This window comes from Streptomyces sp. SJL17-4 (genome assembly GCF_036826855.1).
Taxonomy (GTDB): domain Bacteria; phylum Actinomycetota; class Actinomycetes; order Streptomycetales; family Streptomycetaceae; genus Streptomyces.
On sequence record NZ_CP104578.1, the window covers coordinates 1,105,438 to 1,129,312 of the forward strand.

Annotated in this window: 26 protein-coding genes; 5 read left to right on the forward strand and 21 right to left on the reverse strand. The window is 70.0% G+C overall.

The window, feature by feature from the left end:
- Positions 1–301 precede the first annotated feature (301 nt).
- From N5875_RS04785 to N5875_RS04795, 3 genes are read right to left on the reverse strand one after another with little or no spacing between them, the layout of a single operon-like run.
- A complete protein-coding gene (locus N5875_RS04785; RefSeq protein ID WP_318209392.1) occupies positions 302–1,519 on the reverse strand; it encodes an MFS transporter in 1,218 nt (405 codons plus the stop codon).
- Between the two features lie 7 nt (positions 1,520–1,526).
- A complete protein-coding gene (locus N5875_RS04790; RefSeq protein WP_338492024.1) occupies positions 1,527–1,994 on the reverse strand; it encodes an ArsI/CadI family heavy metal resistance metalloenzyme in 468 nt (155 codons plus the stop codon).
- A 36-nt stretch (positions 1,995–2,030) separates the two neighbouring features.
- Positions 2,031–3,455: an NAD(P)-binding domain-containing protein gene (locus N5875_RS04795; RefSeq protein ID WP_338492025.1), complete on the reverse strand. Its 1,425-nt coding sequence runs from the start codon at positions 3,453–3,455 to the stop codon at positions 2,031–2,033.
- A gap of 303 nt (positions 3,456–3,758) precedes the next feature.
- Here N5875_RS04795 and N5875_RS04800 point away from each other — a divergent pair, with 303 nt between their 5' ends.
- Positions 3,759–4,121 (forward strand): metalloregulator ArsR/SmtB family transcription factor, encoded by a 363-nt coding sequence (locus tag N5875_RS04800; protein ID WP_318209395.1) that lies wholly within the window; start codon positions 3,759–3,761, stop codon positions 4,119–4,121.
- 141 nt (positions 4,122–4,262) lie between these two features.
- On the opposite strand, the gene N5875_RS04805 is transcribed toward N5875_RS04800, so the two are convergent.
- Both N5875_RS04805 and N5875_RS04810 read right to left on the reverse strand, forming a co-directional pair.
- Entirely contained in the window at positions 4,263–4,637 is a 375-nt protein-coding gene (locus tag N5875_RS04805) for a metalloregulator ArsR/SmtB family transcription factor (RefSeq protein WP_318209780.1), read from the reverse strand.
- 32 nt (positions 4,638–4,669) lie between these two features.
- On the reverse strand, positions 4,670–4,999 hold the full coding sequence (locus N5875_RS04810) for a metalloregulator ArsR/SmtB family transcription factor (protein WP_318209396.1): 330 nt from the start codon (positions 4,997–4,999) through the stop codon (positions 4,670–4,672).
- Positions 5,000–5,397: 398 nt separating this feature from the next.
- Between N5875_RS04810 and N5875_RS04815 the strand changes: the two genes are divergently transcribed.
- Positions 5,398–6,519: a permease gene (locus N5875_RS04815; protein WP_318209397.1), complete on the forward strand. Its 1,122-nt coding sequence runs from the start codon at positions 5,398–5,400 to the stop codon at positions 6,517–6,519.
- Positions 6,520–6,636: 117 nt separating this feature from the next.
- Positions 6,637–7,149, forward strand: coding sequence for a GNAT family N-acetyltransferase (locus N5875_RS04820; protein ID WP_318209398.1), 513 nt, complete (start codon positions 6,637–6,639; stop codon positions 7,147–7,149).
- Between the two features lie 80 nt (positions 7,150–7,229).
- On the opposite strand, the gene N5875_RS04825 is transcribed toward N5875_RS04820, so the two are convergent.
- The 11 genes from N5875_RS04825 to N5875_RS04875 form a co-directional block, all read right to left on the reverse strand.
- Positions 7,230–8,051 carry an S-methyl-5'-thioadenosine phosphorylase gene (locus tag N5875_RS04825; RefSeq protein WP_318209399.1) on the reverse strand — a complete coding sequence of 274 codons (822 nt, stop codon included), beginning with the start codon at positions 8,049–8,051 and terminating at the stop codon, positions 7,230–7,232.
- Complete coding sequence (mtnC, locus tag N5875_RS04830; RefSeq protein WP_318209400.1) at positions 8,044–8,826, reverse strand: acireductone synthase; 783 nt, start codon at positions 8,824–8,826, stop codon at positions 8,044–8,046. Before mtnC ends, N5875_RS04825 begins: the two co-directional genes overlap by 8 nt.
- Positions 8,826–9,401: a cupin gene (locus tag N5875_RS04835; RefSeq protein WP_318209401.1), complete on the reverse strand. Its 576-nt coding sequence runs from the start codon at positions 9,399–9,401 to the stop codon at positions 8,826–8,828. The genes mtnC and N5875_RS04835 overlap by 1 nt, the downstream gene beginning before the upstream one ends.
- Entirely contained in the window at positions 9,398–10,090 is a 693-nt protein-coding gene (gene mtnB, locus N5875_RS04840) for a methylthioribulose 1-phosphate dehydratase (protein ID WP_318209402.1), read from the reverse strand. The genes N5875_RS04835 and mtnB overlap by 4 nt, the downstream gene beginning before the upstream one ends.
- Positions 10,087–11,112 carry an S-methyl-5-thioribose-1-phosphate isomerase gene (mtnA, locus tag N5875_RS04845; RefSeq protein ID WP_338492028.1) on the reverse strand — a complete coding sequence of 342 codons (1,026 nt, stop codon included), beginning with the start codon at positions 11,110–11,112 and terminating at the stop codon, positions 10,087–10,089. Before mtnA ends, mtnB begins: the two co-directional genes overlap by 4 nt.
- A 37-nt stretch (positions 11,113–11,149) precedes the next feature.
- Complete coding sequence (locus N5875_RS04850; RefSeq protein ID WP_338492029.1) at positions 11,150–12,412, reverse strand: ATP-grasp domain-containing protein; 1,263 nt, start codon at positions 12,410–12,412, stop codon at positions 11,150–11,152.
- A gap of 539 nt (positions 12,413–12,951) precedes the next feature.
- Positions 12,952–13,260 carry a metalloregulator ArsR/SmtB family transcription factor gene (locus N5875_RS04855; RefSeq protein ID WP_318209405.1) on the reverse strand — a complete coding sequence of 103 codons (309 nt, stop codon included), beginning with the start codon at positions 13,258–13,260 and terminating at the stop codon, positions 12,952–12,954.
- Positions 13,261–13,503: 243 nt separating this feature from the next.
- Positions 13,504–13,884, reverse strand: coding sequence for a metalloregulator ArsR/SmtB family transcription factor (locus N5875_RS04860; protein WP_318209406.1), 381 nt, complete (start codon positions 13,882–13,884; stop codon positions 13,504–13,506).
- Positions 13,885–13,972: 88 nt separating this feature from the next.
- Positions 13,973–15,031 (reverse strand): ArsO family NAD(P)H-dependent flavin-containing monooxygenase, encoded by a 1,059-nt coding sequence (locus N5875_RS04865; protein ID WP_338492031.1) that lies wholly within the window; start codon positions 15,029–15,031, stop codon positions 13,973–13,975.
- Positions 15,032–15,106: 75 nt separating this feature from the next.
- The gene (arsB, locus tag N5875_RS04870) at positions 15,107–16,192 is read right to left on the reverse strand and encodes an ACR3 family arsenite efflux transporter (protein WP_338492033.1); all 1,086 of its coding nucleotides are present in this window, start codon (positions 16,190–16,192) and stop codon (positions 15,107–15,109) included.
- Positions 16,189–16,497, reverse strand: coding sequence for a metalloregulator ArsR/SmtB family transcription factor (locus tag N5875_RS04875; protein ID WP_187620930.1), 309 nt, complete (start codon positions 16,495–16,497; stop codon positions 16,189–16,191). The genes arsB and N5875_RS04875 overlap by 4 nt, the downstream gene beginning before the upstream one ends.
- Before the next feature lie 71 nt (positions 16,498–16,568).
- Between N5875_RS04875 and N5875_RS04880 the strand changes: the two genes are divergently transcribed.
- Both N5875_RS04880 and trxB read left to right on the forward strand, forming a co-directional pair.
- Positions 16,569–16,988, forward strand: coding sequence for an arsenate reductase ArsC (locus tag N5875_RS04880; protein WP_318209410.1), 420 nt, complete (start codon positions 16,569–16,571; stop codon positions 16,986–16,988).
- A 5-nt stretch (positions 16,989–16,993) separates the two neighbouring features.
- Complete coding sequence (gene trxB / locus N5875_RS04885; protein WP_338492036.1) at positions 16,994–17,992, forward strand: thioredoxin-disulfide reductase; 999 nt, start codon at positions 16,994–16,996, stop codon at positions 17,990–17,992.
- Positions 17,993–18,216: 224 nt separating this feature from the next.
- Here trxB and N5875_RS04890 read toward each other — a convergent pair whose 3' ends face one another.
- From N5875_RS04890 to N5875_RS04910, 5 genes are all read right to left on the reverse strand, one after another.
- A complete protein-coding gene (locus N5875_RS04890) occupies positions 18,217–18,552 on the reverse strand; it encodes a metalloregulator ArsR/SmtB family transcription factor (RefSeq protein ID WP_318209412.1) in 336 nt (111 codons plus the stop codon).
- A gap of 199 nt (positions 18,553–18,751) precedes the next feature.
- Positions 18,752–19,540 (reverse strand): methyltransferase domain-containing protein, encoded by a 789-nt coding sequence (locus N5875_RS04895; RefSeq protein ID WP_318209413.1) that lies wholly within the window; start codon positions 19,538–19,540, stop codon positions 18,752–18,754.
- 19 nt (positions 19,541–19,559) lie between these two features.
- Positions 19,560–20,666 carry a GTP-binding protein gene (locus tag N5875_RS04900; protein WP_338492039.1) on the reverse strand — a complete coding sequence of 369 codons (1,107 nt, stop codon included), beginning with the start codon at positions 20,664–20,666 and terminating at the stop codon, positions 19,560–19,562.
- Between the two features lie 37 nt (positions 20,667–20,703).
- Positions 20,704–21,966, reverse strand: a complete 1,263-nt coding sequence (locus N5875_RS04905; RefSeq protein WP_318209415.1) for a GNAT family N-acetyltransferase — start codon at positions 21,964–21,966, stop codon at positions 20,704–20,706.
- 30 nt (positions 21,967–21,996) lie between these two features.
- Positions 21,997–23,247, reverse strand: coding sequence for an RCCLKC-tail radical SAM protein (locus N5875_RS04910; protein ID WP_318209416.1), 1,251 nt, complete (start codon positions 23,245–23,247; stop codon positions 21,997–21,999).
- Between the last annotated feature and the right edge of the window lie 628 nt (positions 23,248–23,875).

Below are 23,875 nucleotides of genomic sequence, written 5' to 3' on the forward strand. Positions count from 1 at the left end.
GCCGACCGCGCCGAGATACTCGGCGACCACCCCCACGTACGCGCGTCGGCGCGCCTTCATCCGCACCCGACAGGCCGCCCGACGGAAGTCCGTCCCGGCCGCCGTGGCGGCGAGTCAACCTCGGGGCGCTCGATCGACGTCGCCGTGCCTGGTGGCCAGATTCGGATTCTCAATCCCTTCGACGGCGCCATCCCCCCGAAGCGTGGTGGATCAGGACGGACCCTCCGCACTCGCAACTCTGGACGCAGACACCGTCGAAAGGGAGATCACCCCGAGGCCGGCAGACCACGAACAGTTCCGCCTACCTCGCGATCCGGACGGATGTCGCCGTCGCGACCACGGCTGCCACCACCCCGACACCAGCCAGCGCTCCGAACAGCTCGGGACAGCCGCCCAGCGGTCCCGCGAGAAGGGCGGCGGCGAAGGGGGCGAGGGCTGAGGCGGTCATGACTGGAGCGGTGAGGATTCCGGAGAGTCGGCCGTAATGCCGAGAGCCCCAGCGGTCGGTGATCGCGGTTGCCTGGAGGAGGGTGAGGTTGCCGCGGACCATGCCGGCGGCGACCGACACCACGATCACCAGGCCGTACGGGCCTGGCGTGACGGCGAGAGCCGCGGTGGTCAGGGCGCCGAGGGCGATGAGGGTCGCGGTGCGGACTGTCGTCCCGGTGTGGCGGGCCAGTGGCGCGTAGAGAGCGCGGCCGAAGGTCTGGCCTGCGCCGCCGAGGCCGAGAGCCCAGGCCGCTTGGGATGTGGTGTAGCCGCGTTCGAGCAGGAGGGGGACGAGGGTGACGACGACGGCGTACATCGCGAAGGCCGAGAGCGTGAACGCGACCGCGAGCAGGAGGAACGGTCGGCTACGGGCGACCGTGCCGGGGCTCGCGTCCGTACCGGCCGAGGAGGATGGTGCCGGCGGCCAGGGGGCTTTCAGCGCGATCGCGTGGGCCGGGATCGTGACGGCGGCGAGGATCGCCGCCAGCACCAGATAGGTCTCCCGCCACGACAGATGGGTAGCCAGGGCCGCGGTGAGCGGCGCGAAGACCGTGGAGGCGAGGCCGCCGGCGAGGGTGACGATCGTGAGGGCGCGGACGTGATCGGGGGCCCACCAGCGAGTGAGTGCGGCGAACGCGGGCTGGTAGAAAGTGGCCGCCATGGCGAACCCGCCCAGCAGCCACCCGGCGAAGAACACCGGCAGGTTCGGTGCCAGTGCCACGATCACCAGACTCAGGACCCCGGCCACGGAGCCTGCCGTCATGACCGTGCGTGGGCCGCGGCGGTCGATGATCCGGCCGACCCGGATTCCGGCGAGGCCAGAGACAACCAGGGCGAACGAGAACGCCGCCGTCGTGGCGCCGGTGGACCAGCCGCTGTCGGCGGTGATCTGCGGGTTCAGGACCGGGAAGGCGTAGTAGACGATGCCCCAACTGGTGATCTGGGTGGCGCAGAGCGCGGGCAGGACGACGCGAGGCCGCGACCGGTCCCCTGCTCCGGTCGCGGCTCCGCGGGTGTGAAGGTCGGCCATCGAGAGATCAGCAGCATCCGCCGGCGGCGACCGGTGCAGTGGCCTCGTTGTCGACTGTGGCCGCAGCGCCGGCGCAACAAGCGCTGCCCTGTTGCCTGGTCAGGGTGTCGGCGTCTGCTTTGACGACGTACACCTCCCACGGTTCGCGGCCGGGGCCGTGGACCCACACCTTGTCCTGGAGGGCGTAACAACAGGTGGTGTCGTTCTCCTCCGTCGTCGGCAGACCGGCCTCGCCCAGGCGGGCGGTGGCGGCGTGGACCGCCTCGGTGGTGTCGACCTCGACGCCGAGGTGGTCCAGACGAGTGTCCTCGTTCTCGGGGCCTTCGATGAGGACGAGCTTGAGGGGCGGTTCCGCGATGGCGAAGTTGGCGTAGCCGTCACGGATCTTGGCCGGCTCGGTGCCGAAGAGCTTGGTGTAGAAGGCGACGGATGCCGCCAGGTCGGGAACGCGCAGGGCGAGCTGTACGCGGGACATCGTGTTCCTCCAGCTGCGGGTGGGTGGATGGGCGGGTCAGCAGCCGCCGGAGGCGGCCGGTGCTCCGACGCCGATCTGGAGCGCCGTCGGGGTCGCGCAGCAGCCGTCGGCCTCGGTCGTGGGGTCGGCGGGCTGGTCGAAGAGGCCGGCGCCGCCGCAGACCCCGGTCTCGGGAAGTACGAGTTCGACGCGCTCGGCGGACTCCCGGTCACCGGCGATGGCGGCGACGACCGAGCGGACCTGCTCGTAGCCGGTGAGGGCGAGGAAGGACGGCGCGCGACCGTAGGACTTCATGCCCACGAGGTAGACGCCCTCCTCGGGGTGCGCCAACTCCCTCACGCCGTGCGGGTAGACGGTGCCGCAGGAGTGCTGGTTCGGGTCGATGAGCGGAGCGAGCTCGATGGGGGCCTGGAGCCGCTCGTCGAGACCCAGGCGCAGTTCGTCGAGGAAGGTCAGGTCGGGGCGGAAGCCGGTCAGGACGATGACCTCGTCGACCTGCTCGACCCGGCGGCCGTCCTCGGCGACCAGGACCAGCCGCTCGCCGTCGGGCTCGATCGTGTCCGTACGGAAGCCGGTGACGGCCTCCGCGTACCCCTCGTCGACCGCGGCCTTCGCCGCGAGGCCGAGGGCGCCACGGGCGGGGAGCTGGTCGGCGCTGCCCCCGCCGAAGGTGTTGCCCGAGATGCCGCGCCGCAGGATCCAGGTCGCACGGGTGTCCGCGCCGTCCTGGGACTTCGCGAGAGCGGCGAGGGAGGCGAGCGCGGTGAAGGCGGAGGCTCCGGAACCGATGACGGCGGTGCGCCTGCCCGCGTACCGGGCGCGCACGGCGGGGTCCTTGAGGTCGGGGACGCGGTAGGAGATCCGGTCGGCCGCCGCGCGCTCACCGAGGGCCGGGAGGCCGTCGCCGCCTGCCGGGCTTGGGGTGGACCACGTACCGGAGGCGTCGATCACGGCGCGGGCGAGGACGCGTTCCTCGCGTCCGTCGCCGTACCGGACGTGGGCGGTGAAGGGCTGCTGCTCGCGGTCTGCGTCGACGACGCGGTCGCGGCCGGTGCGGGAGATGCCGGTGACCCGGGCGTCGAGCCGGATCTTGTCGCCGAGGAGGTCCGCGAGCGGCTGAAGGTACGCCGCCGCCCAGTCTCCGCCGGTCGGGTACGTGTCCGCGTCGGGCTTCACCCAGCCGGTCGGGGCCAGGAGCTTCTCGGCGACCGGGTCGACGACCTCGCCCCAGGCGGAGAAGAGCCGTACGTGGGACCACTCCCGCACCGCCGCTCCCGCCTGGGTGCCGGCCTCCAGCACCAGGGGTTCCAGGCCTCGGCCGACGAGGTGCGCGGCAGCGGCCAGACCGGCGGGCCCGGCTCCGACGACCACGACGGGCAGCTGGTCGGTGGCGGTGGCGGTGACGTTCACGGCTCTTCCCCTTTTGATTCGACGTTCGTCGATCTCTTGCGCCTTCAGCATGGCACTTGATTCGACAAGCGTCAACATAGACATCCGTCGAAGCTGGCGACCGCCTCGGTACGGCCGGAACGAGGCTGGGTGCGGCTCCGGGGACAGAACGACGCTCGCTCGCCATGACCCGGACATCGAGGCACTCGCGCCTCTTCGGAATCGCGGCGGCGGTCACCGGATGGGGAGCGCTGTCGGCAAGCCCCGCCACCGCCGATGGCTGTAGCGGTTGGCGGTGCGAGTGGACCTTCTGCGACAACCGGATCGAAGTCGACAACGACCCCAACCTGGTTCGACATGTGTCAACATAGATAGATGTCGAACGTGAAGGTGCTGCCAGTACTGGAGCCCGAGACAGCGCCCTGCTGCCCGCCCCTGAACGAGCGGCCGCTGACCGCCGAGGAGGCCGAGCGAACCGCTGTCATGTTCAAGGCGCTGGGCGATCCGGTCCGGCTGCGGCTCTTCTCCTCCGTCGCCTCGCACGAAGGCGGAGAGGCTTGCGTCTGCGACATCTCCGATGTCGGCGTCTCCCAGCCCACGGTCTCCCACCACCTGAAGAAGCTCAAGGAGGCCGGGCTGCTCTCCTCCGAGCGGCGCGGCACCTGGGTCTACTACCGCGTCGAGCCCACCGTCCTCGCGGCCATGGGAGCCCTCCTCACCAAGGCAGCCTCGGCCTGACCCCGGCTCCAGGCCGCCGGGGTACCACGGGCGGCGTTACGTGGCGCCGCTCGTGGGCCGAACGCACGGCCTGCCCGGCATGCAGGCAGGCCACGACAGAACGGCGCCGCCGCCCGGGTTCAGGGGCAGCGGCGCCGGACCTCAGGAGACGTGGGCCGCCAGAGAGATCTCTTCCTTCCCGGCCTTCTCGGTGTCGGCGAGAAACGCGCCGAGCGAGGCCAGGACACCGGGCGCCGGGCGGTAGTACACCCAGGTACCGCGCCGCTCGGAGGTGAGCAGGCCCGCTTCCCGGAGCTTCTTCAGATGGTGGCTGACCGTGGGCTGGGAGACGCCCACGTCGGCTATGTCACAGACACATGCCTCACCATTGGGGTGCGATGCCACTCTGGACAGGAGGCGGAGCCGGACGGGGTCGGCCAGCGCCTTGAACATCGCCGACATGATCTCGGCGTCCCCTTCGGACAGCGCGGCGGTCACGATGGGTGGGCAGCAGGCGGCAGCGTTCGCACCGGATATGTGCGGGGTCGACTTGGTCAATGGGCCGGCCCTCACGCCGTGGCCGCGGGGCGGCCCATGACGGCGTCGGCAGCACTGGGGAAGCAAGCCACGCAGGCGACGTTGATGGAGTAGAGCATCGACGTCCCCTGGCGCTCGCGCAGGACGAAGCGCACGTCGGCGAGCAGCTTCAGGTGGTGGGACACCGTCGACTGTCCGACGCCCATCCGGTCCACGATCTCGCCGACACTCATCGGCCCGGTCGCCAGCGCGAGGAGATTGAGGATCTGCACGCGGGTGGGATCGGAGAGGGCCTTGAACCAGGTTGCATAGGACTCGGCCGTGCTTCGGTCGATCAGCTGGGCATTCATCGTACCGCTCATGATCCATCGATGTTATTCGATGACCGCCCACGACGGCAAGGTTCGTTCCGCACAGAGGGGGCCCGGGGGGAGCCGGCGGAGGCCCGTCGGCGCCTCATGTACGTCCGAAACCGCTGGCACGAGCGACTGTGTAGGCACCACATGGAAGGCAGCCGCATCAGTGCGACCTGGGAACAAGCTCCACTTCCCGGATGCCGCCACCGAATGTACGGGACAGGCCACTTCGGCGCGACGAGGGACCCCTGATCCCCATTGCCGGGCATCTCTTTAATCGTCTATCATCGATATTCGATAAAGGGGATGCCGATCGAGCCTCCCCCGCGGCTCGCCACGTCCCCCGTACGTCCCTTCACGGCGCCGCTCCCCCTCATGTGTCACCGTCTCAGAGAGGTTCACCTGTGGACGAATTGCTGGCCCTTGGCCGGTTCATCCTGTTCGAGGTGCTGCACTATCTCCCGTGGTTCCTGGTCGCCATCGTCCTGGGGATCGCCGTACAGCGTCTGTCGATCGACGTGGTCGCGCGCCGCAGCTTCGCCCACGGGCGCAGGGGCGTCCTCGGCATCGCCATCGTCACGGCCATCGGAGCGTTCAGCCCCTTCTGCTCCTTCACCGTGATCCCTCTGATCCGCCGTTTCCTGATAGCCGGCGTCCCGCTCTCGGCGGTCATGTCGTTCTGGATCGCCTCCCCCTCCATGGACCCGGAGATCTACGCGCTCTCCGCCGCCCAGCTCGGGCTCCCCATCGCCACCGCCCGCCTCATCGGTGCCCTGGCACTGAGCTTCGGCGCGGGTCTCATCGTCCTGGCGCTCGAACGGCGTGGACGGTTCGCCGATCCGCTGCTCGACTCCACTGAGGAGAAGACGCCGGCGAAGACCTGCTCGCAGGAGACGGTGACCGTTCCCGAGACGGCGTGCTCCACGGCGAAGGCGACCGTCCCCGAGCCCGTGACCGTCGGTGGCAGCGGTGCGGGCGGCGGCACGTCCGAGGGCGGCTGCGGAGGCACCGCACAGGAGCCCGCGCCCGCAGCGGGAGGGTGCTCGACGCCCGCACGGAACGACGCGGACGACGACGGCACTCCGTGGCGTGTGCTCGTCCGGCGTGACATCAAGAACCTCCGCGCCGGCGAGATCCTCAAGGAGATCGTCAGCGACTCGCTGATCCTGGGCAAGTGGCTGCTGCTCGCCATCGTCCTCGAAGCCCTGATCGTCCGCTACGTGCCCACCGACGTCGTGTCGGGCATCCTGGGCACGGACGGCGTCCTCTCCGTCCTGGTCGCCGGGCTCATCAGCGTCCCGCTCTACCTCAACGGCGTCGGTGCCATCCCGGTCGTCGAGGGCCTCCTGGACCAGGGCATGGTCGCTGCCGCGGGTGTCACCTTCCTCCTCGGCGGTGCCATCACGACGATCCCGGCGATGGTGGCTGTCAAGAGCGTCGTCAAGGCCAAGGTCTTCGCGTTCTACCTCGGCGTGGGCCTCCTCGGCAGCATGGGTATCGGCCTGGTCTCGCTGGCGATCCTCTGACCTGGAACTCCTCCTCACCCCCCACCCACGCTCCTGTGGCGGCCGGCGCCGCCACAGGAGCGTCGCCGTCCCCGCCCGTGCGCACCTTCCAGGAGCGCACCCGGAAAGGAGCCGAGCATGGCCGCACCCCCACGCACCGCAATCGCTCTCGCCCCCATGACCGACGACCATGCGCCCGCCGTCATGGCGATCTACCAGCAGGGCATCGACGAGGGAAACGCCACGTTCGAGACGGCCGCACCGCCGTGGAGCGCCTTCGACACCTCCAAGCTGCCCGCCCACCGGCTCGTGGCGCTCGACCCTCAACGGCAGGTCGTCGGTTGGACGGCGGTGTCCCGCGTCTCGGCTCGCCCCGCCTACGCGGGAGTCGTCGAGCACTCCGTGTACGTCAGTCCCACGGCGCGCGGAGCCGGCGTGGGACGAGCGCTTCTGGAAGCGCTGATCGTCTCCACGGAGAAGGCGGGGATCTGGACGATCCAGGCAGGCATCTTCCCCGAGAACACGGCGAGCCTGGCCTTGCACGAGTCCGTGGGGTTCCGCGTGCTGGGCCGGCGGGAACGCGTGGCCCGCCACCACGGCGTCTGGCGCGACGTCCTCCTCGTGGAGCGCCGTAGCCCGGTGGTCGAATGACCGGTGCCGGTCACCACGGTGACCGGCATCAGCCCGCACGTTCTTGACCGGTACGGATCCGGCTCGTACCGACCGCCGCGTCAGGGGAGCTCGAACGGCAGGTCCATCCCGTCCAGCGCCTTCGCGCACGCGCAGGCCCGCTCGCGCTCCAGGACGTCGACGGTCTTCAGGACCAGGCCCTTCAGGCGTTCCACGTTCGCCGCGAACACACGGAACACCTCGTCCTGCGAGACACCTTCTCCGTGCTCCACACCCGCGTCGTAGTCGGTGACCAGGGCTATGGAGGTGTAGCAGAGGGCGAGTTCACGGGCGAGTACGGCTTCGGGGTGCCCCGTCATGTTGATCAGGGACCAGCCTGCCGAGGCGTACCACCGGGACTCGGCCCGGGTGGAGAACCGGGGGCCTTCGACGACCACCATCACTCCCCCGTCGTGGACGTCGGCGCCCGCCTCCCCCGCGGCCTTGAGCACGGCCGCGCGGCCCGACGCGCAGTACGGATCGGCGAACGACACGTGGGTGGCGCCGTGCTCGTAGTACGTCTGTACGCGGCCGGCGGTCCGGTCGACGAGCTGATCAGGGAGGACGACGCTTCCGGGGCCGAGGGAATCGCGCAGCGAGCCGACGGCGCAGGGCGCGAGGACCTGCCGTACTCCCAGCGAGCGCAGGGCCCACATGTTGGCACGGTAGTTGATGCGGTGCGGGGGGAGTTCGTGGTGGCTGCCGTGCCGCGGAAGGAAGGCCACTCTGCGGTCGCCCACGGTGCCGACGGACACCGCGTCGGAGGGTGCGCCGTACGGGGTGGTGACCTCGACGCGCTGTACCGACTCCAGAAGTTCGTAGAAGCCGCTGCCGCCGATGACCGCGATGTCGGCCTTCGGTGTCGTGTCGGACGGATCACTCATCGCTCGGGTTCTCCTGCGTGTGCGTGTCGACCGGCTCCGTCGATCTCCCGGGGCCGGGTCGGGAAACGAGTGGGGTGAGAGAGGCGACGGCCTCGTGGCCGGTCACAGCCGCGCGTTCGTCGTCGGGGCGGCGCACGGCCACCGTCTGCCAGCCGGCCTCGGCCGCGGCGTCGAGCTCGGCACCGACGTCGCTGACGAACAGCAGGTCGGCGGGCGGGTGCCCCAGGTCCGCCGCGATCGCCCGGTAGGAGTCGGCGTCCGCCTTGGGGCCGGCCGTCGTCAGGTCGAAGTAGCCGTCGAGCAGCGGGCGCAGGTCGCCGTGGGCGGTGTGGCCGAACCAGTCCCGCTGGGCGGCCACGGAGCCGGAGGAGTAGATGAAGCGGCCTGTGCCCTGTGTCTTCCAGTGCTCCAGTGCGAGCGGTACGTCCGGGTACACATGACCGTACAACTCGCCCGCCGCGTAGCCGCCGGACCAGATCAGTCCCTGCAGCGTCTTCAGCGGCGCCGCCTTCACATCGGCGTCGGCCCACTGTTCCAGGAGGGTCAGAGCACGTGCCTCGTCGTGGGCCGCCCCGGTGTGGGTGGTGACCGCGTCGAGGATCTGCTGCCAGGGTTCGGTGCCGCGGTGAGCGGCGAGCCAGGGAGCGAGCCGCTCACGCGCGTAGGGGAAGAGGACGTCACGCACGTGGCTGAGGGAGCCGGTGGTTCCCTCGATGTCGAGGACGACGGCCCGCAGCCCGTTCTCCGGAACCGGGGCCCGTCGGCTGCCCGGCATCAGCCTTCTCGCAGGAGCGCGTCGAGGCGGGGGAAGCCATCGGCGATGGGCTCCTGGGTGAAGTCGCCCACCCAGCCGTCCTCCTTCTCGAAGAACCGGATGGCGCAGAAGTCCGGTACGGGTCCCATGTCGAACCAGTGCCGGGTGCCGGCCGGAACCGACAGCAGGTCACCGGCCTCGCACACCACGGCGTACACGCGGTCGTCCAGGTGCAGGTAGAAGCAGCCGGTGCCCTGGGCGAAGAACCGGACCTCGTCCTCGGCGTGCCGGTGTTCGTCGAGGAACGTCGACCGTGCCTTGGCCGCGCGCTGCTGCCATTCCGCTCCCTCCTCGGGGTGCAGCCGGGCGATGTCGACGAGGCGAAGCCCCTGGTCGGCGCACAACTCGTCGACCTCGGCCCGGTAGGCGTCGAGCAGTTCCTCGGACGACGTCTGCGGCGTCACCTGTGCGCGCAGCGGCCACCGGGTGAAGGAGACCGACCGTTCACGCAGGGCCTGCGCGATGGCCTCCTCGTCACGGGTGCGGAGCAGGACGGTGTCCGGTGCGTCGTCCGGCATGATCTGCAGCAGTGTCATGGCGCGGTCCTGTGGTCGGGTGCCTGCGCGGCACGGGAGACATGCAGCTCGGGCTGGGAGAGCACGAGCAATTGACAGAGCGCCTCGAGGCATTCGAGCCGGTTCTTCGCCTGGCCCAGCGAGTCGCCCCACGCGGTGATGCCGTGATCCGCCAGAAGGAGCCCGGGCGGTCCCTCCCGGTCCGCCGTGAGGTGGGCGGCCACGTCGTCGGCGATCCGGTCGACCTGGGGCCAGTTGGGGAACACCGGCAGGTCCGTGAAGGTCGGGTCCTTCAGCCCCAGTCCCTTGAGCAGCTCGAAGCGGTCCACTCGTACCGCGGAGACAGTGTCCGGGGCAGCGGCGCGGTGGGCGACGACGGTGGCGTACGGGGAGTGGACATGGATGACAGCGCGGGCGCCGGTGACACGGTAGACCGCCGCGTGGATGGAGGTCTCCGCCGAGGGGCGGTCCTGGCCGGGATGGGACGCCCGGCCCGTGCGGGCGTCGACCTCCACCACGTCCCGGGCGGTCAGTTCGCCTTTGTCCCGGCCGCTCGCCGTGATCAGTGCCCGACCGGGATCGTCGGGCAGGCGCATGGAGATGTTGCCGGACGTGCCCGGCATCCATCCGCGCTCGTACAGGGTGCGGGAGATGTCGGCCAGCTGCTGGGCGGTCTGCTTGCCGGCGGCGGTGGACGGCGCGTAGCTCATGCCCTTACCTCGGATGCGTGGTGGAGACCGTGCTCGGAGACGATCGCGGTGATCAGGGAAGCCGGGGTGACGTCGAAGGCGGGGTTGTACGCGCGTGTACCGCGCGGCGTGGTGCGGACCCCGCCGTAGGAGGTCACCTCGTCGGCAGCGCGCTCCTCGATGACGATGTCCCGGCCGTCGGCGAGAGACCTGTCCCACGACGACTCCGGGGCGACGACGATGAACGGAATGTCGTGGTGGGCGGCGGCGATCGCCAGTCCGTAGGTGCCGATCTTGTTGGCCACGTCCCCGCGCGCGGTGATGCGGTCGGCTCCGACGAGGACGCAGTCGACGAGCCCCTGGCTCATGGCCGCGGCGGCCGCGCTGTCGACGCATACGCGATGCGGCACGCCGGCTTCGGCCAGTTCCCAGGCCGTCAGCCGGGCGCCCTGCAGGAGTGGCCGGGTCTCGTCGACGAGGACCTCGGTGACCTTTCCGGCGTCGGCGAGGGCGAGGATCGTGCCGAGGGCGGTGCCCACGGCCGCGGTCGCGAGCCGACCGGTGTTGCAGTGGGTCAGCAGTCGCAGAGACCGCTGCGGGCAGCGGTCCAGTACGGCCTGGACCGCGTGCGCGACCATCAGCCGGTTGACCGCCCGGTCCTCGTCGATCATGGCGGTGGCTTCGGCCAGGACCGCGTCCGGGCCGTCTGCGAGCCTCCCGACAGCCCGGTCGACGGCCCAGGCCAGGTTGACGGCCGTCGGGCGGGCGGCGACGAGCCGCTGTGCGTCCGCGCGCACGGCCGCCTGACCGTCGCCGGTGCTGCCCGGCGAGCAGTGGGTGTACGCCGAGAGCGCGACGCCCAGGGCGCCCGCGAGACCGATGGAGGGGGCGCCCCGTACCGCGAGGGTCGTGATGGCGGTGATGACGTCGCCCACCGTGTCCAGGCGCAGGAGCCGCCTCTCGTGGGGCAGCGCGCGCTGGTCGAGGGTGACGATCGCGTTGTCGTCCCAGCGCAGTGACGGCTGGTCGGAGGGCTTGATCACGGGCGGCGGCTCCTTGGGGGCCTGAAAGGGGGGCCAGTCAGTCGGTCAGGGGGCGCGACCGCAGCTCGACCAGGGTGGGCGCGGCATCCACGTCGGCCGTGACCTGGTCGTGGTCCTCGCCGACGGCGATGACGTAGCCGTACCGGTTCATGTACGCCCGGGGTGGGAGGGCCAGTCGGGTGCCGGGGCCGGCCGTCGCGACCGCGCTGTGCACCGTGGACCCGAAGAGGTCGGTACGGACGACCACTTCGACCGCCTCGCAGTCGCGCTCCGGGTAGAGGAACCTGATGGCTGCGGTCTTCTGCGCCTTCGGCGCGGTGTCGGGGGCGAGTCCGGCCGCCACGTGGGCGGCTGCGACGGCGGGGTCGGTCCCGGTGGCGAGCATTCCGATGAGAGGGATGAAGTCGCCGCCGAGGCGCGCGTTGATCTCGACGAGGCGGGGCCCCTTGGGGGTGAGCTTGAACTCGGTGTGCGTGGCGCCGTGTTCGAAGCCGAGCGCCTTGTGGATGCGGTGCAACTGGTCCAGGAGTTCACCGTCCTGGAGGAGGGGGTCGGCGGCGTCGACGGTGTGGCCGGTCTCTTCGAAGTACGGGTCCATGCCGACCTGCTTGCGCGCCACGATCAGCGGGGTGCACACGCCGTCGACGACGACCGCGTCGATGCTGATCTCGGGACCGGTGAGGTACTCCTCGACCAGGACGTCGGCCTCGTAGCGCGGTACTCCGGGCCAGTTGGCGGAGCTCGCCGCGTCGAAGGCCGCTTCCACCGCGTCGCCGTGGTCGGCCCGGACGACACCGAGGCTGCCTGCGAGTCCACGGGCCTTGACCACCACGGGATAGCCGGTCGCGTCGGCCGCACGGCGTGCCTCGGCCGCCGTGGAGACCGGGGTACAGGCCGGCTGCGGCACGTCGGCTGCCGTCAGCCGTGCCCGAGTGGTCGCCTTGTCGCGGCAGGCGAGCACCGCATCGGGCGCGCTTCCGGGCAGACCGAGGGCTTCCGCGAGGAGCACGGCAGCGTGCACGAGGGACTCGTCGTAGGTGAAGACCCCTGCGACGGGGAGCTGTTGCATGATCTTCTTCGCCTCGGCGAGGAGTTCGTCGAGGTTCTTGGTGTCGAGGAGTGAGGTCCCCTCCACGTACGGCAGTTGCCAACTCGGCTCGTGGGCGTCGAGGAGCCACAGGCGGAAGTGGCGGGAGACGGCCGCCACGATGTACTCCCGGTAGCGGCGGTCGCCGCTGCCCATGAGGAGCAGAACCGGTGCCTCGGTGGTGGACGAGTGCGGGTGGGGCGTGGCGGCCATGGCGGGAAACCTTTGTGTCGACGTGTGGTCGGGGCCGAGGCCGGCCGACGGAGCGGGGCAGCGCCCAGGTCGCCAACGGCGCTGTCGGCCGACGGCCGGAACCTTGCCAGCGTTGAGCGATGTATGTCAATAGATCGATGAATGGCCGAGGGTCGCCCCTTGCCGGACGTCACCGCCACAGGGCACCCCTGCCCCGATTCGCCCACCTCTGCGCGTGCTTGTGCCAGTCGGCCAGGTCACCCAGTGTGGGCGTTTCTGCAGATGAGACCGGTGCGAACCAAGGGCGCCCGCACATCTTGCGACTCCTGCGGATTCTGTCGCCGGACGGCAGGGTGACGCCTGGGTCGCATGTCACGCGGCGAAAATTGATCGTCGACTATCGATTATTGACGCCGAGGCGATCAAGCCGCCTGCACGGGGTCGTCAGAGGGGCGGGGAGGGAGTAACCTTCGCGCACGGATCGCGATCCTCAGGCCCCGGGTCACGGGCAAGGGACGTCGAGACGACCCGGGCGCTCCGAAGGAGAAGCGGCCGGGCTTTCAACCGCAGGGCCGCCGAGCCGCAGCGGCTTCGTGACCCCCGTCGGCCAGAGCACCGAAGAACGTGGCCAGTTCGGCCGGCGCCTCGGGGCGCAGGCGATAGTAGGTGAAACGCCCGCAGGGCTCGGTCTCCACGACGCCCGCTTCCCGGAGAACCCGGAGATGGTTCGACAGGTTCGTCTGCCGCGCGCCCGTCTCCTCGACGAGATGAGTCGTGCACAGCGACTCACGGGCAAGCAGGCACACGATGCGAAGCCGCAGGGGGTCCGCCAGGGCCCTCAGCAGTTCCGCGTTCACCGACGTCAGCATGGCCTGATCGTGACACACCGAGCGCAACCGGTGTCAACCACCAGATTTCCGAACACTCTTGTATCGCAACCCATTTGAGGAGACGTAGGTATCCCGGATGCTTCCCCGGCAAGCGCTCCTTCGATGGGAAGCTCGACGCCCCGGCCGGGCAAGGGGTGGAGGCGGTGCGGCGACGCGATCAGGGGCCTCGTCGAGAATCTCATCGTGGAGATGGATGCGGCGCCTGTGCGTTGAACGGAGCGGTCAGAAGGGCGAGCAGTCGACACCTCGGGGGAAGGCGCGCCTCCTGAGCTCCTGAAGAGCATCCCAGCGGATCGAGAACCAGGCCCACGTCCCTCGTTGTTCACGGCGCAGCAGCCCTGCAGTGGTGAGGATCTTCAGGTGACGGCTCACCGTGGGCTGCGCCAGATCGAGCGACTCGGTCAGGTCGCAGACGCAGAGCTCTCCGGCCGGCGACTGATCGATGAGGTGGATGATCTGGAGGCGGGTCTGGTCGGCCATTGCCTTCAACTGGGCTGTCAGCGTCTCGACTTCGTCGCGGCCGATCAGCCGCCCCGGGGAGCAGGGCGCACAGTGCTCCTCGCTGACGTCTTCGATCGGTATGCCTGCCAACGGAGTTGCCATCCGGACACCATACGAGCCGACAAGATCGCACGGCGAATCCGACGATCGATATCCGTCAGGCGTTCACCCTTCCTTCACCCACGCAGTCTCATCGCAGAAGCGCAGCGATGGCTCGGGTGGCTTCGCGGGCGGGACGGCCGACGCCGACAAGAGTGGCCGAGGCCGGCCCGGTCCAGTCGCCGTACCCGAGCAGATGAAGTCGGGGCTCTCCGACAGCCTCTGTTCCCCGGGTGGGGATGTGTCCGCGAGGACCGCGGAGCCCTAGCGGGGCGAGGTGGGCAAGAGCGGGACGGAAGCCGGTGCACCAGATGATCGCGTCGGCCTCGGCGCGCGTACCGTCGGCCCACTCGACACCGGCCCCCGTCACACGCGTGAACATCGGCTGCGCCTTGAGGAGGCCCGCATCACGGGCTTCACGTACGGGCGGTACGGCGACGATGTCACCGAGCGAAGCGACTCCCCCGCCGTCGGTGCGGCCTTCGTCGAGGGCACGGCGGCGGGCGGTGGCGTGGTCGAAGAGGGCACGGCCGTCGATCTCGTCGGAGAGGAACCGCGCGGGTCGCTGGGTGACCCAGGTGAGGTCGGTGTCGTACGCGAGATCGGCGGCGATCTGCGCTCCGGAGTTCCCGCCTCCGACGACGATGACTCGCATTCCGGCGAACTCGCCGGGGGTGCGGTACTCGACGGTGTGGAGCTGCCGCCCCTGGAACGCCTCACGGCCGGGAACGGCGGGAAGGAACGGCCGTGACCACGTTCCGGTGGCGCTGATGACGGCGCGGGCGCGCCAGACACCGGCGTCCGTCTCGACGCGCAGGTGCTCGCCGTCGCGGCGGACCTCCTCGACGTGAACGGGCCGGTGTACGGGGAGCTCGTACCGCTGCTCGTAGTCGGTCAGGTAGTCGACGACGTGAGCGGCGTCGGGGTACGTCTCCCCCTGCTGCGGCGGCATGAGGCGACCCGGCAGGGACGAGTACGCGGCCGGCGAGAAGAGGTGCAGCGAGTCCCACGTGTGCTGCCAGGCTCCGCCCGGCGTGGGCCGGGCGTCCAGGACTGCGAAGCCGAGGCCGCCGAGGCGGCGCAGATGGTATCCGGCGGCGAGTCCCGCCTGGCCACCGCCGATCACGACGACGTCGAGTGAGCTGCTCATCTCTCCGGCTTCCCTTCGTGCGACGGTGCCTCGCCCGGTCGAGGGGGCGAGGCACCGAGGAGTGGCGTGGCGGCGTCACCGCCGAGCAGGGGCGAACTTCTTGCGCCAGGCCAGCGACACGTACACGAGCGCGACCAGGACCGGCACCTCGATGAGCGGGCCGACGACTCCGGAGAGCGCCTGGCCGGAGGTGACGCCGAAGGTGGCGATGGCGACGGCGATGGCGAGTTCGAAGTTGTTCCCGGCGGCCGTGAAGGCGAGCGTTGCGGTGCGGTCGTAGCTGAGGCCGATGGCCTTGCCGAGGACGAAGGTGCCGAACCACATCACCGCGAAGTAGACGAGGAGCGGCAGCGCGATCCTCGCGACGTCCAGCGGCTGAGAGGTGATGGTCTTCCCCTGGAGGGCGAAAAGGATGACGATCGTGAAGAGCAGCCCGTAGAGCGCCCACGGACCGATCTTCGGCAGGAACTTCGTCTCGTACGACTCCCGGCCCATCCTCTTCTCACCGATCCGGCGGGTGAGGAACCCGGCCACCAGCGGGACGCCGAGGAAGATGACGACGTTCAGGGCGATCTTCCACATCGAGATGTCGAGCGTCTCGCCCTCGCCGAGGCCCAGCCAGCCGGGCAGCAGGTCGAGGTAGAACCAGCCCAGGACACCGAAGGCGAGGACCTGGAAGACCGAGTTCAGCGCGACGAGGACCGCGGCGGCCTCACGGTCGCCGCAGGCCAGGTCGTTCCAGATGATCACCATGGCGATGCAGCGGGCAAGGCCGACGATGATCAGGCCGGTGCGGTACTCGGGCAGGTCCGGCAGGAACATCCAGGCGAGGGCGAACATGAGTGCCGGGCCGAGGATCCAGTTGATGACGAGCGACGAGATCATGAGCTTCTTGTCGCCGGTGACGGCGTCGAGCTTGTCGTACCGGACCTTGGCGAGGACCGGGTACATCATGATCAGCAGGCCGACGGCGATGGGCAGCGAGATACCGCCGATTTCGACCTTGGCGAGCGCGTCGTTCAGTCCGGGGATCAGCCGCCCGAGGCCGAGGCCGAGGCCCATGGCCAGGAGGATCCAGACGGCGAGGAAGCGGTCGAGCGTCGACAGCTTCGCGACGACCGAGGAATCCTCCGGCGGAGCGGGCGCTTGGGTGGGGGTCACGGACAGGCCCTCTTGTTCTCGGCAGCGGTACGGGCGGACTCGGCCAGGTCGGCGAACTGGCCGGCGAGCTGGGCGATGACGTCCGGCTTCAAGCGGTAGTACGTGAAGCGACCGCAGGGCTCGGTCTCCACCACACCGGCCTCACGCAGCACGCGCAGGTGGTTGGAGAGGTTGGTCTGCTTGGCGCCCGTCTCCTCGACGAGGTGGGTGGTGCAGAGGGTCTCGCGGGCGAGCAGGGTCACGATCTGGAGCCTGAGGGGATCGGCCAGAACCCGGATCAGATCAGTGTCGACTGACGTCATCATGGGCTGATACTCTCACATCACTCGCTGCTGATACCAGCCGGGGCTGACCTCTTGCCGGCAAGGAAGAACCGATGACCACCGCTCCGCTCGCCTCCGTGCTCTTCGTCTGCGTCCACAACGCGGGCCGCTCCCAGATGGCCGCCGGGTTCCTCGACCATCTGGCCGGCGACCGCGTCGAGGTCCGCTCCGCCGGTTCGATTCCGGGCGACCGGGTCAACCCGGCCGCCGTCGAGGCCATGGCCGAGGTCGGCGTCGACATCTCCGGCCGGAAGCCCAAGGTCCTGACCCCCGAGGCCGTCCAGGCGTCCGACTACGTCATCACCATGGGCTGCGGCGACGCCTGCCCGATCTTCCCCGGCAAGAAGTACCTCGACTGGGCCCTGGAGGACCCGGCCGGCCAGGGTGTCGAGGCCGTCCGTCCGATCCGTGACGAGATCAAGGTCCTGATCGAGGGCCTCATCGACGAGATCGACGCGAAGCAGGAGGCGTGACTCCCTTGACCGCCTCGCATGCAGCGACCGGGGATGACGTCCGTGAGGTCATCGTCATAGGCTCCGGCCCCGCCGGATACACCGCCGCCCTTTACACCGCCCGCGCCCAGCTCAAGCCTCTGCTCTTCGGCAGCTCGATCTTCGTCGGCGGCTCCCTGACCACGACGACCGAGGTCGAGAACTTCCCCGGCTTCCCCACCGGCATCGACGGACCCGCCCTTATGGACAACATGCGGGCCCAGGCCGAGCGCTTCGGCGCCGAGATGATCGACGACGACATCGTCTCCGTCGACCTGACGGGAGACTTCAAGGAAGTCACCGACAGCGAGGGAACGGTCCACCGCGCCAAGGCCGTGATCATTGCGACCGGCTCCGGCTACCGCAAGCTCGGCCTCCCCGACGAGGACGAGCTCTCGGGCCGCGGCGTCTCCTGGTGCGCGACCTGCGACGGCTTCTTCTTCCGCGACCGCGACATCGTCGTGGTCGGCGGCGGCGACACCGCAATGGAGGAAGCCACCTTCCTCACGCGCTTCGCCCGCTCCGTCACCGTCGTCCACCGGCGCTCGACCCTGCGCGCCTCCCAGGTCATGCAGAACCGGGCCTTCGCGGACGACAAGATCTCCTTCGCCTTCGACAGCGAGATCGCGGAGATCAAGTCCGAGAACGGCATGCTCGCCGGCGTCGTCCTGCGCGACACCTTCACCGGCAAGACCCGCGACCTCGACGCCACCGGCCTGTTCATCGCCATCGGCCACGACCCGCGCACCGAACTCCTCACCGGCCAGGTCGACCTCGACGACGAGGGCTACGTCAAGGTGGAGGCGCCCTCCAACCGCACGAACCTGCCGGGAGTCTTCGCCGCCGGTGACGTCGTCGACCACACCTACCGCCAGGCCATCACCGCGGCAGGCTCCGGCTGCCAGGCCGCACTCGACGCGGAGCGATACCTCGCCGCCCTTGCCGACAGGAGCAAGGCCGCCGCGAGCGTCGCCGTCACAGCCTGAGGCCACACCGAGGCCCACGCTGTCGACGCTCCCCATGAACACCAGCTCCTGCCCGTCACGTTGGCGGACCTGACGGGCAGGAGCTGGCCCTCTGCTCCGGGCCGGCGTGGCGAGTCGCACTCCAGTCGGTCTTCCCTCCGTCCCACCGCCACGAGCGAGCACAAGGAGCCGGCACGAGATTCGTTGCCGGCTGATCCGCTCCCACGGCAGCGGCCGAGGGGCCTTCAGCTGGATCCCGGTTCCTGGCAGGAGGGGGCGGTGGCACCGATGAGGATGTCGGCGGCGCTCGGGAACTCGGTGATGCAGCGGGGGTTGATGGCGTACCGGATGCTGGCACCGGCCCGGCGCCGGGTCAGGAAGCGGACGGTGTGGAGGATTTTCAGGTGATGCGACACCGTCGACTGGTTGAGTCGAAGGTGGTCGACGATCTCCCCCACCGGCACGGGCCCCGGCCGACCGCTCAGGAACCGCATGATGCGAATGCGCGTGGGGTCGGCCAGGGCTCGGAACCAGCGGGCGTACTCCTCGACGGTCTCCCGGTCGAGCGACGTTTCGGGCATGGGAATCCTTGGCGGACCACGAGGAGAACGGCCGCCACGCCGGCCGTGGCGAGCAGCGGACCGGCCCTGCGATCAGGAGCTGTCGGCCGTTGCACGCGCCGGGATCGGCTCGCGGCGAGCACAAGGGTGCACAACGTGGCCAGGTGTCCGTGGCCCGAGCTTCGGCTCCGGCCACGGACACCTGGCCGTGACGATGGCGTCAGCAGCAGGTGCCGCCGGGCGCGCACTCCTGCGCGCCGGCGGTGCTGTCGACCGGCTTGTTGGCGCGAATGATCGCGGCGTGGAGGCCGTCGGCCGCCTCCTGGGTGAAGACGACCTCCGCGTCCTTCAGGCCGACCGCGTCGAGGAGTTCCTTGTACTCGGCGACCGAGAGGGCGCCGGCGATGCACTGGCTGTGTCCGCCGCGTTCCGCCCGCTCCTCGGGGCTGAGCCGGTCCTCGGCGACGACGTCGCTGATGCCGAGGCGGCCGCCGGGGGTGAGGACGCGGGCCATCTCGGCGAAGACGGCGGGCTTGTTCAGCGACAGGTTGATCACACAGTTGGAGATGATCACGTCGACGGTGTCGGCGGGCAGCGGGATGGACTCGATCGTTCCCTTGAGGAGGACGACGTTGTCGATCTCGGCGTCGGCGACGTTGCGGGCGGCGAGGGCGAGCATCTCCTCCAGGAAGTCCAGGCCGAAGACGCGGCCGTCGGGGCCGACGCGCCGGGCACTGAGGATGACGTCCAGGCCGCCGCCGGAGCCGAGGTCCAGGACCGTCTCGCCCTCGCGGAGTTCGGCGACGGCGCTCGGGTTGCCGCAGCCGAGGCTGGCGAGGAGGGCGGCGTCCGGGGCGGTGCCGGGACCGATCTCGTCGTACGCGGCGGGGCCGAAGGTCTGCGGGTCGGGCGAGCAGCAGGCGCCGCTCGTCTCGGCTTCGGCGGCCTTGGCCCGGTAGTACTCCCGGACCTCTTCCTGCAGGCTGCCGGCGGTGGTGGTGTCGCTCATGACGGGTGGTCCTTCTCGGTCAGGCGCCGGCGGGGGCGAGGCGGTGCACGGGGCGCGGGTAGGAGGGCTTGAACGACACCGGGGTGGTCGCCGAGGAGGTGACGGCGGTGGCCAGGTCGGCGGCCTTGACGGCCTCGGTGACGGCCGCGTCCAGGGCGTCGGGCTCGCAGGCGACCCGGGCGTTGACGACGGCCCGGCCGGCCGGCACGTGCGCGGCGGCGGCGCGGTCGAGCGTGGGCTGCGCGCCGGACTCGGTGAGGCTGAGCTTGGCGAAGTCGCCGTCGGCCGTCTCCACGGTGATCTTGGCGTGTCCGATCACGGCGTCCTGCTCCGCGGCCCAGGCGGACAGCTCCTGGAGGACGGTTCGGGCCCACGCGGTCGCGTCGAAACCCTCCCCGGCGGCGGTGAGGTCGAGCTCCTGGTTCATCCAGGCGAGCTGCGCCTCGGCGGCCGCGTACCGGTCGTAGTCGATGTCGAGGACGACGTCCTCGTTCGTCGCCGGCGCCTGCCACGCGTCGAGCAGCGTGTCCAGGTGGGCGCCCGTGGTGGCCGAGTAACCGACGACGGTCGCCTTCGGGTTGCTCGTACGGAGCGAGGCGAGGAGCTCCTCGGCCCGGTCCGGCGTGATGGTGTCCAGCTTGTTCACCGCGATGACGTCGGCCTCGGTGAGCTGCTGGCGGAAGAGGTACGACAGGTCCGACTCCGGCTCGCCCCGCTCGGCGGCGCGGGCGAACGCCAGGTGCCGCAGCGGGTCGACCACGGTGGTCAGCGGGGCGACGACCATGTCGTCGCCGTAGTACTGGCGCAGCGGTCGTACGACGGTGGCCTGGAGGTCCGTGCAGCTGCCGACGGCCTCGGCGATCACGGTGTCGACGCTGTCGGAGGCGACCAGCGCGACGATGGCCTCGACGAGGTCCTCGAACTTGCAGCAGAAACAGCCGCCGGTGACTTCGGCCACGCTGTCGAGCTTGCTGCGCACCAGCTTGGTGTCGACCAGTTCGACGCCCTGGTCGTTGGTGATGACGGCGACCTTGCGGCCCTGCTCCTGGAGCGCGAGCGCGGCGGCGGTCATGGTGGTGGTCTTGCCCGCCCCGAGGAATCCGGTCAGGGGGATGAAGGTGATCATGTGGTCCTTCTCGTCCTTGTCGTGGAGTCGGGCGGGGTCAGCCGCAGCAGCCGCTGTCGCCGGAGCCGCCCAGGAGGGGCAGGTTCGCGGGCTGGGCCGGGGCGGGGGACGCCGCGCCGAACGCGACGCGCCTGCTGTTCCCGAAGGCGGCGAGCCATGCGCTCGCCTGCGGCCGCAGCGCCGCGTCGGAGAGCAGCATCGATGTACGGACTTCGCGCGGGGTGCAGCCGCGCAGGGCCTTCGCCTGGTGCGCTCCGGCGCCGAACTCGACGGTGCGCAGCCCCTCGGCGTAGGCGTCGCGGACGGGCGCATCCAGGACGAGGGCGAAATAGATGCCGCTGCGCTCGCCGATCGCGGCGTAGTCGAAGCCGGCCCACTTCGGGAAGAGTCGGTGGTTCTTGCGGATGGTGACGCAGGTGGCGACCAGCGCGCCATCCTTGTAGCCGAGGTAGGCACGGACGTCCGCGCCCTCGTCGATGAGCGCGGAGAGGATGCCGACGATGTGCTCGGGCTCCTCGCCGGCGCCGTTCTTCTCCCGGTTGAGGCAGGTGAGTTCGGCGATGCGGGCCACATAGGGGCGGATGTCGGTGCCGTCGACGCGCTCGATCGTCACGCCGGCGGCCTCGGCGCGGCGGACGTCGCCCTTGATGCGCTGACGCTTCTTCAGCGGCAGGGCGGCGAGGTGTCCTTCCCAGTTCGGCGCGTCGAGGCTCATGAAGTCCTCGTAGCCCCAGAAGGTGGTGGACGCGCCGGCGGCGTCGAGCGCGTCGACGAGGGCGTCGTTGCCGCGCCGGCTGGGGATCCAGGGGGCGACGATGCAGCGGATGCCTGCCTCGAACGCGGCGGGCACGAGCTTGTCGACGATGGACCCCATCAGGGTGGGTGTCCAGAAGTTGTAGGCGACCTCGGTGCGGTAGCCCAGAGGGGAGCCGAGCAGGAGCGTCGGGAAGAAGGGCTCGGTTCCCAGGGCGTCGACCTCGGCGCTGCGCGCGGCGTCGGTCTCGGCGCCGCAGCACACCTCTTCGCCGGAGGGCGCCTGCCATCCGAGGTAGGTGCGCGGCTCGTGGTCGACGACCGGCGGGGTGGTGAGGATGTAGCCGGGGAGAAGGGCCAGCTCACCGCGGGCGCGGTGGGCGAGGGTGTGCCAGGGCTGGACGTCGGGGAGTACCTTCTCCGTGGCGCGCAGCCAGGTGGGTCCGAGGTACGGCCACGAGTCGGTGAGACCGGCGAGCTCGCCGGTCCAGTCCATGTCCGGGAGGGCCTGGCCGGTGGAGATGACGACGCGGGGTGATCCACCCATGTCAGTGTCCTTTTCTTGTGAGCGGGTGGGTCAGCACTTCACGCAGCAGCGGATCTTGCCCGCGTCCTCGGCGTCGGTGCGGCGCTCCTGCCAGAGCTCCTCGACTCGCTTGTCGGGGTGGGTCCACTCCACCCAGAAGCCGCGGTCGACGGTGGCGATGTCCTCCATCCAGGGCGAGGAGAGCAGCGGGGAGCCCTTGAACAGCAGCAGTCGGGTCTGCAGGGCGGTGGGGTCGGTGACGCGGGCGAGGCCCGTCTCGACCAGCCAGTCCTCGAAGCCGAGGAGCTCCTCGTACTCGATCCACGGGGTGAAAGGGATGAACGTCGGGTACAGCTCGAAGCCGATCCGCTCGGCCTCGTCGACCGCCTCGCGCATGTGGTCGACGTCGATGTGCTTGTCGAAGATGCGCAGGATGCGGTTGGAGGGGAACTCGAGGGCGCAGGTGACGCGGCGCAGCCCGAGGGAGACGAGCTTCTCCAGTTCCTTCGTGTAGTCGAGGACGTGGTCGACGCGGGTGGTGAACTCGAACGTGATGGGGCCGATGGCCTCGACGAGTCGCTCGACCACACCGATGCCGATGGTGCGGGAGTTGAAGAACTCGGCGTCGATGAAACAGAAGTGCCGCACGCCCTCCTCCGCCAACTGCAGGGCGTCGGCCAGGACGCTGTCGGCGTCGTAGGCGGCGACGCCGCCGTCGTACGCGCCGTACACGGAGCAGTAGGTGCACTTGTGGTGGCAGCCGCGGGACGCCTCGATGTTGCCCATCAGGCCGAACGGCGAGTGGTGCGCCGGGTAGTGCACGAGGGAGGGGAAGAGGTCCCGGGCAGGCTTGGTGACCGAGATGCGCCGGCGTGGGGGCTTGGGCCGCATGCCCGTGCGGGTCATCAGGGCGGGCACCGCGTCGAGCGCGATGGCGCCGGCGGCGAGCTGGGCCAGCTCCTCGCTGATGAGTTCGGGCTCCTCCATGATGATGCCGTCGGCGACCTCGAGGAACTCTCGGTGGTTCATCTGTGCGTACTGGCCGAAGGTCACGACCGTGGTGCCGTACGCCTCCGAGACCCTGCGCGCCAGGGCGATTCCCCGCTCGAGACCCTCGAACTGCTGGACCGAGACCAGCGTGAGGTCGAAGGGGCCTTCCGGAATGGCGTCGGGAAGCAGGTGCGCGTCCCAGCCGACGACGTCGGCGCCGTGCTGCTGCAGAGCGGCTGCCGCACACGCGGACGTCAAGGGCTGGAGCTCCGCTTCGAACGCGGAGGCGACCAGAACACGGGGACTACTCACACTTCCCCCCAGGGAGTGATCAAGGAGCGTGACGGATCGAGGTGGGGCCGGGTCAGAGCCCAGGTCGGTAACGACGCTGTCGACCGACGGCCGGAACCCTGCCAGCGTTGAGCGATGTATGTCAATAGATCGATGAATGACTGAAAGACCATCCCTCGGGCCCCCGTCGCCACAGAGCGCCACTGCCCCGATTCGCCCTCGTCTGTGGCTGGTTGCGAAGAGAGGTCACCCGCTTGAATCCATTTGTTCACACAGCTTGAAGCCGTCCAGGGCGAGGCCGTGGACTGGCGACCCATGCGGCTTCGGAATTCGTGGCCGGCCTCATGCCGTGCAGCCGCCATCCCAGCCCGTGACTCAAATTCAATCGCCGATCATCGATGATTTCGCCCATCAAAATGTCGCCAGCGCGACTCGGAGGCGGTAGCGTTCGCCCACGGCATCGCGGTCCACACCCGGGGTCAGCGGGTGGACGGATACCGATGCCTTCATGCTTCAGGCCCTTCAAAGGGGAGTGGGCCGAGCACTCAATCGTTCAGGCGTGTGAGCCCTACGGCAGCCCTGCGGTCCTGAGCAGGTTCAACGGAGAACGCGGTAAGGATCCGCAAGGGCATCCGGCTGCACACCGTGA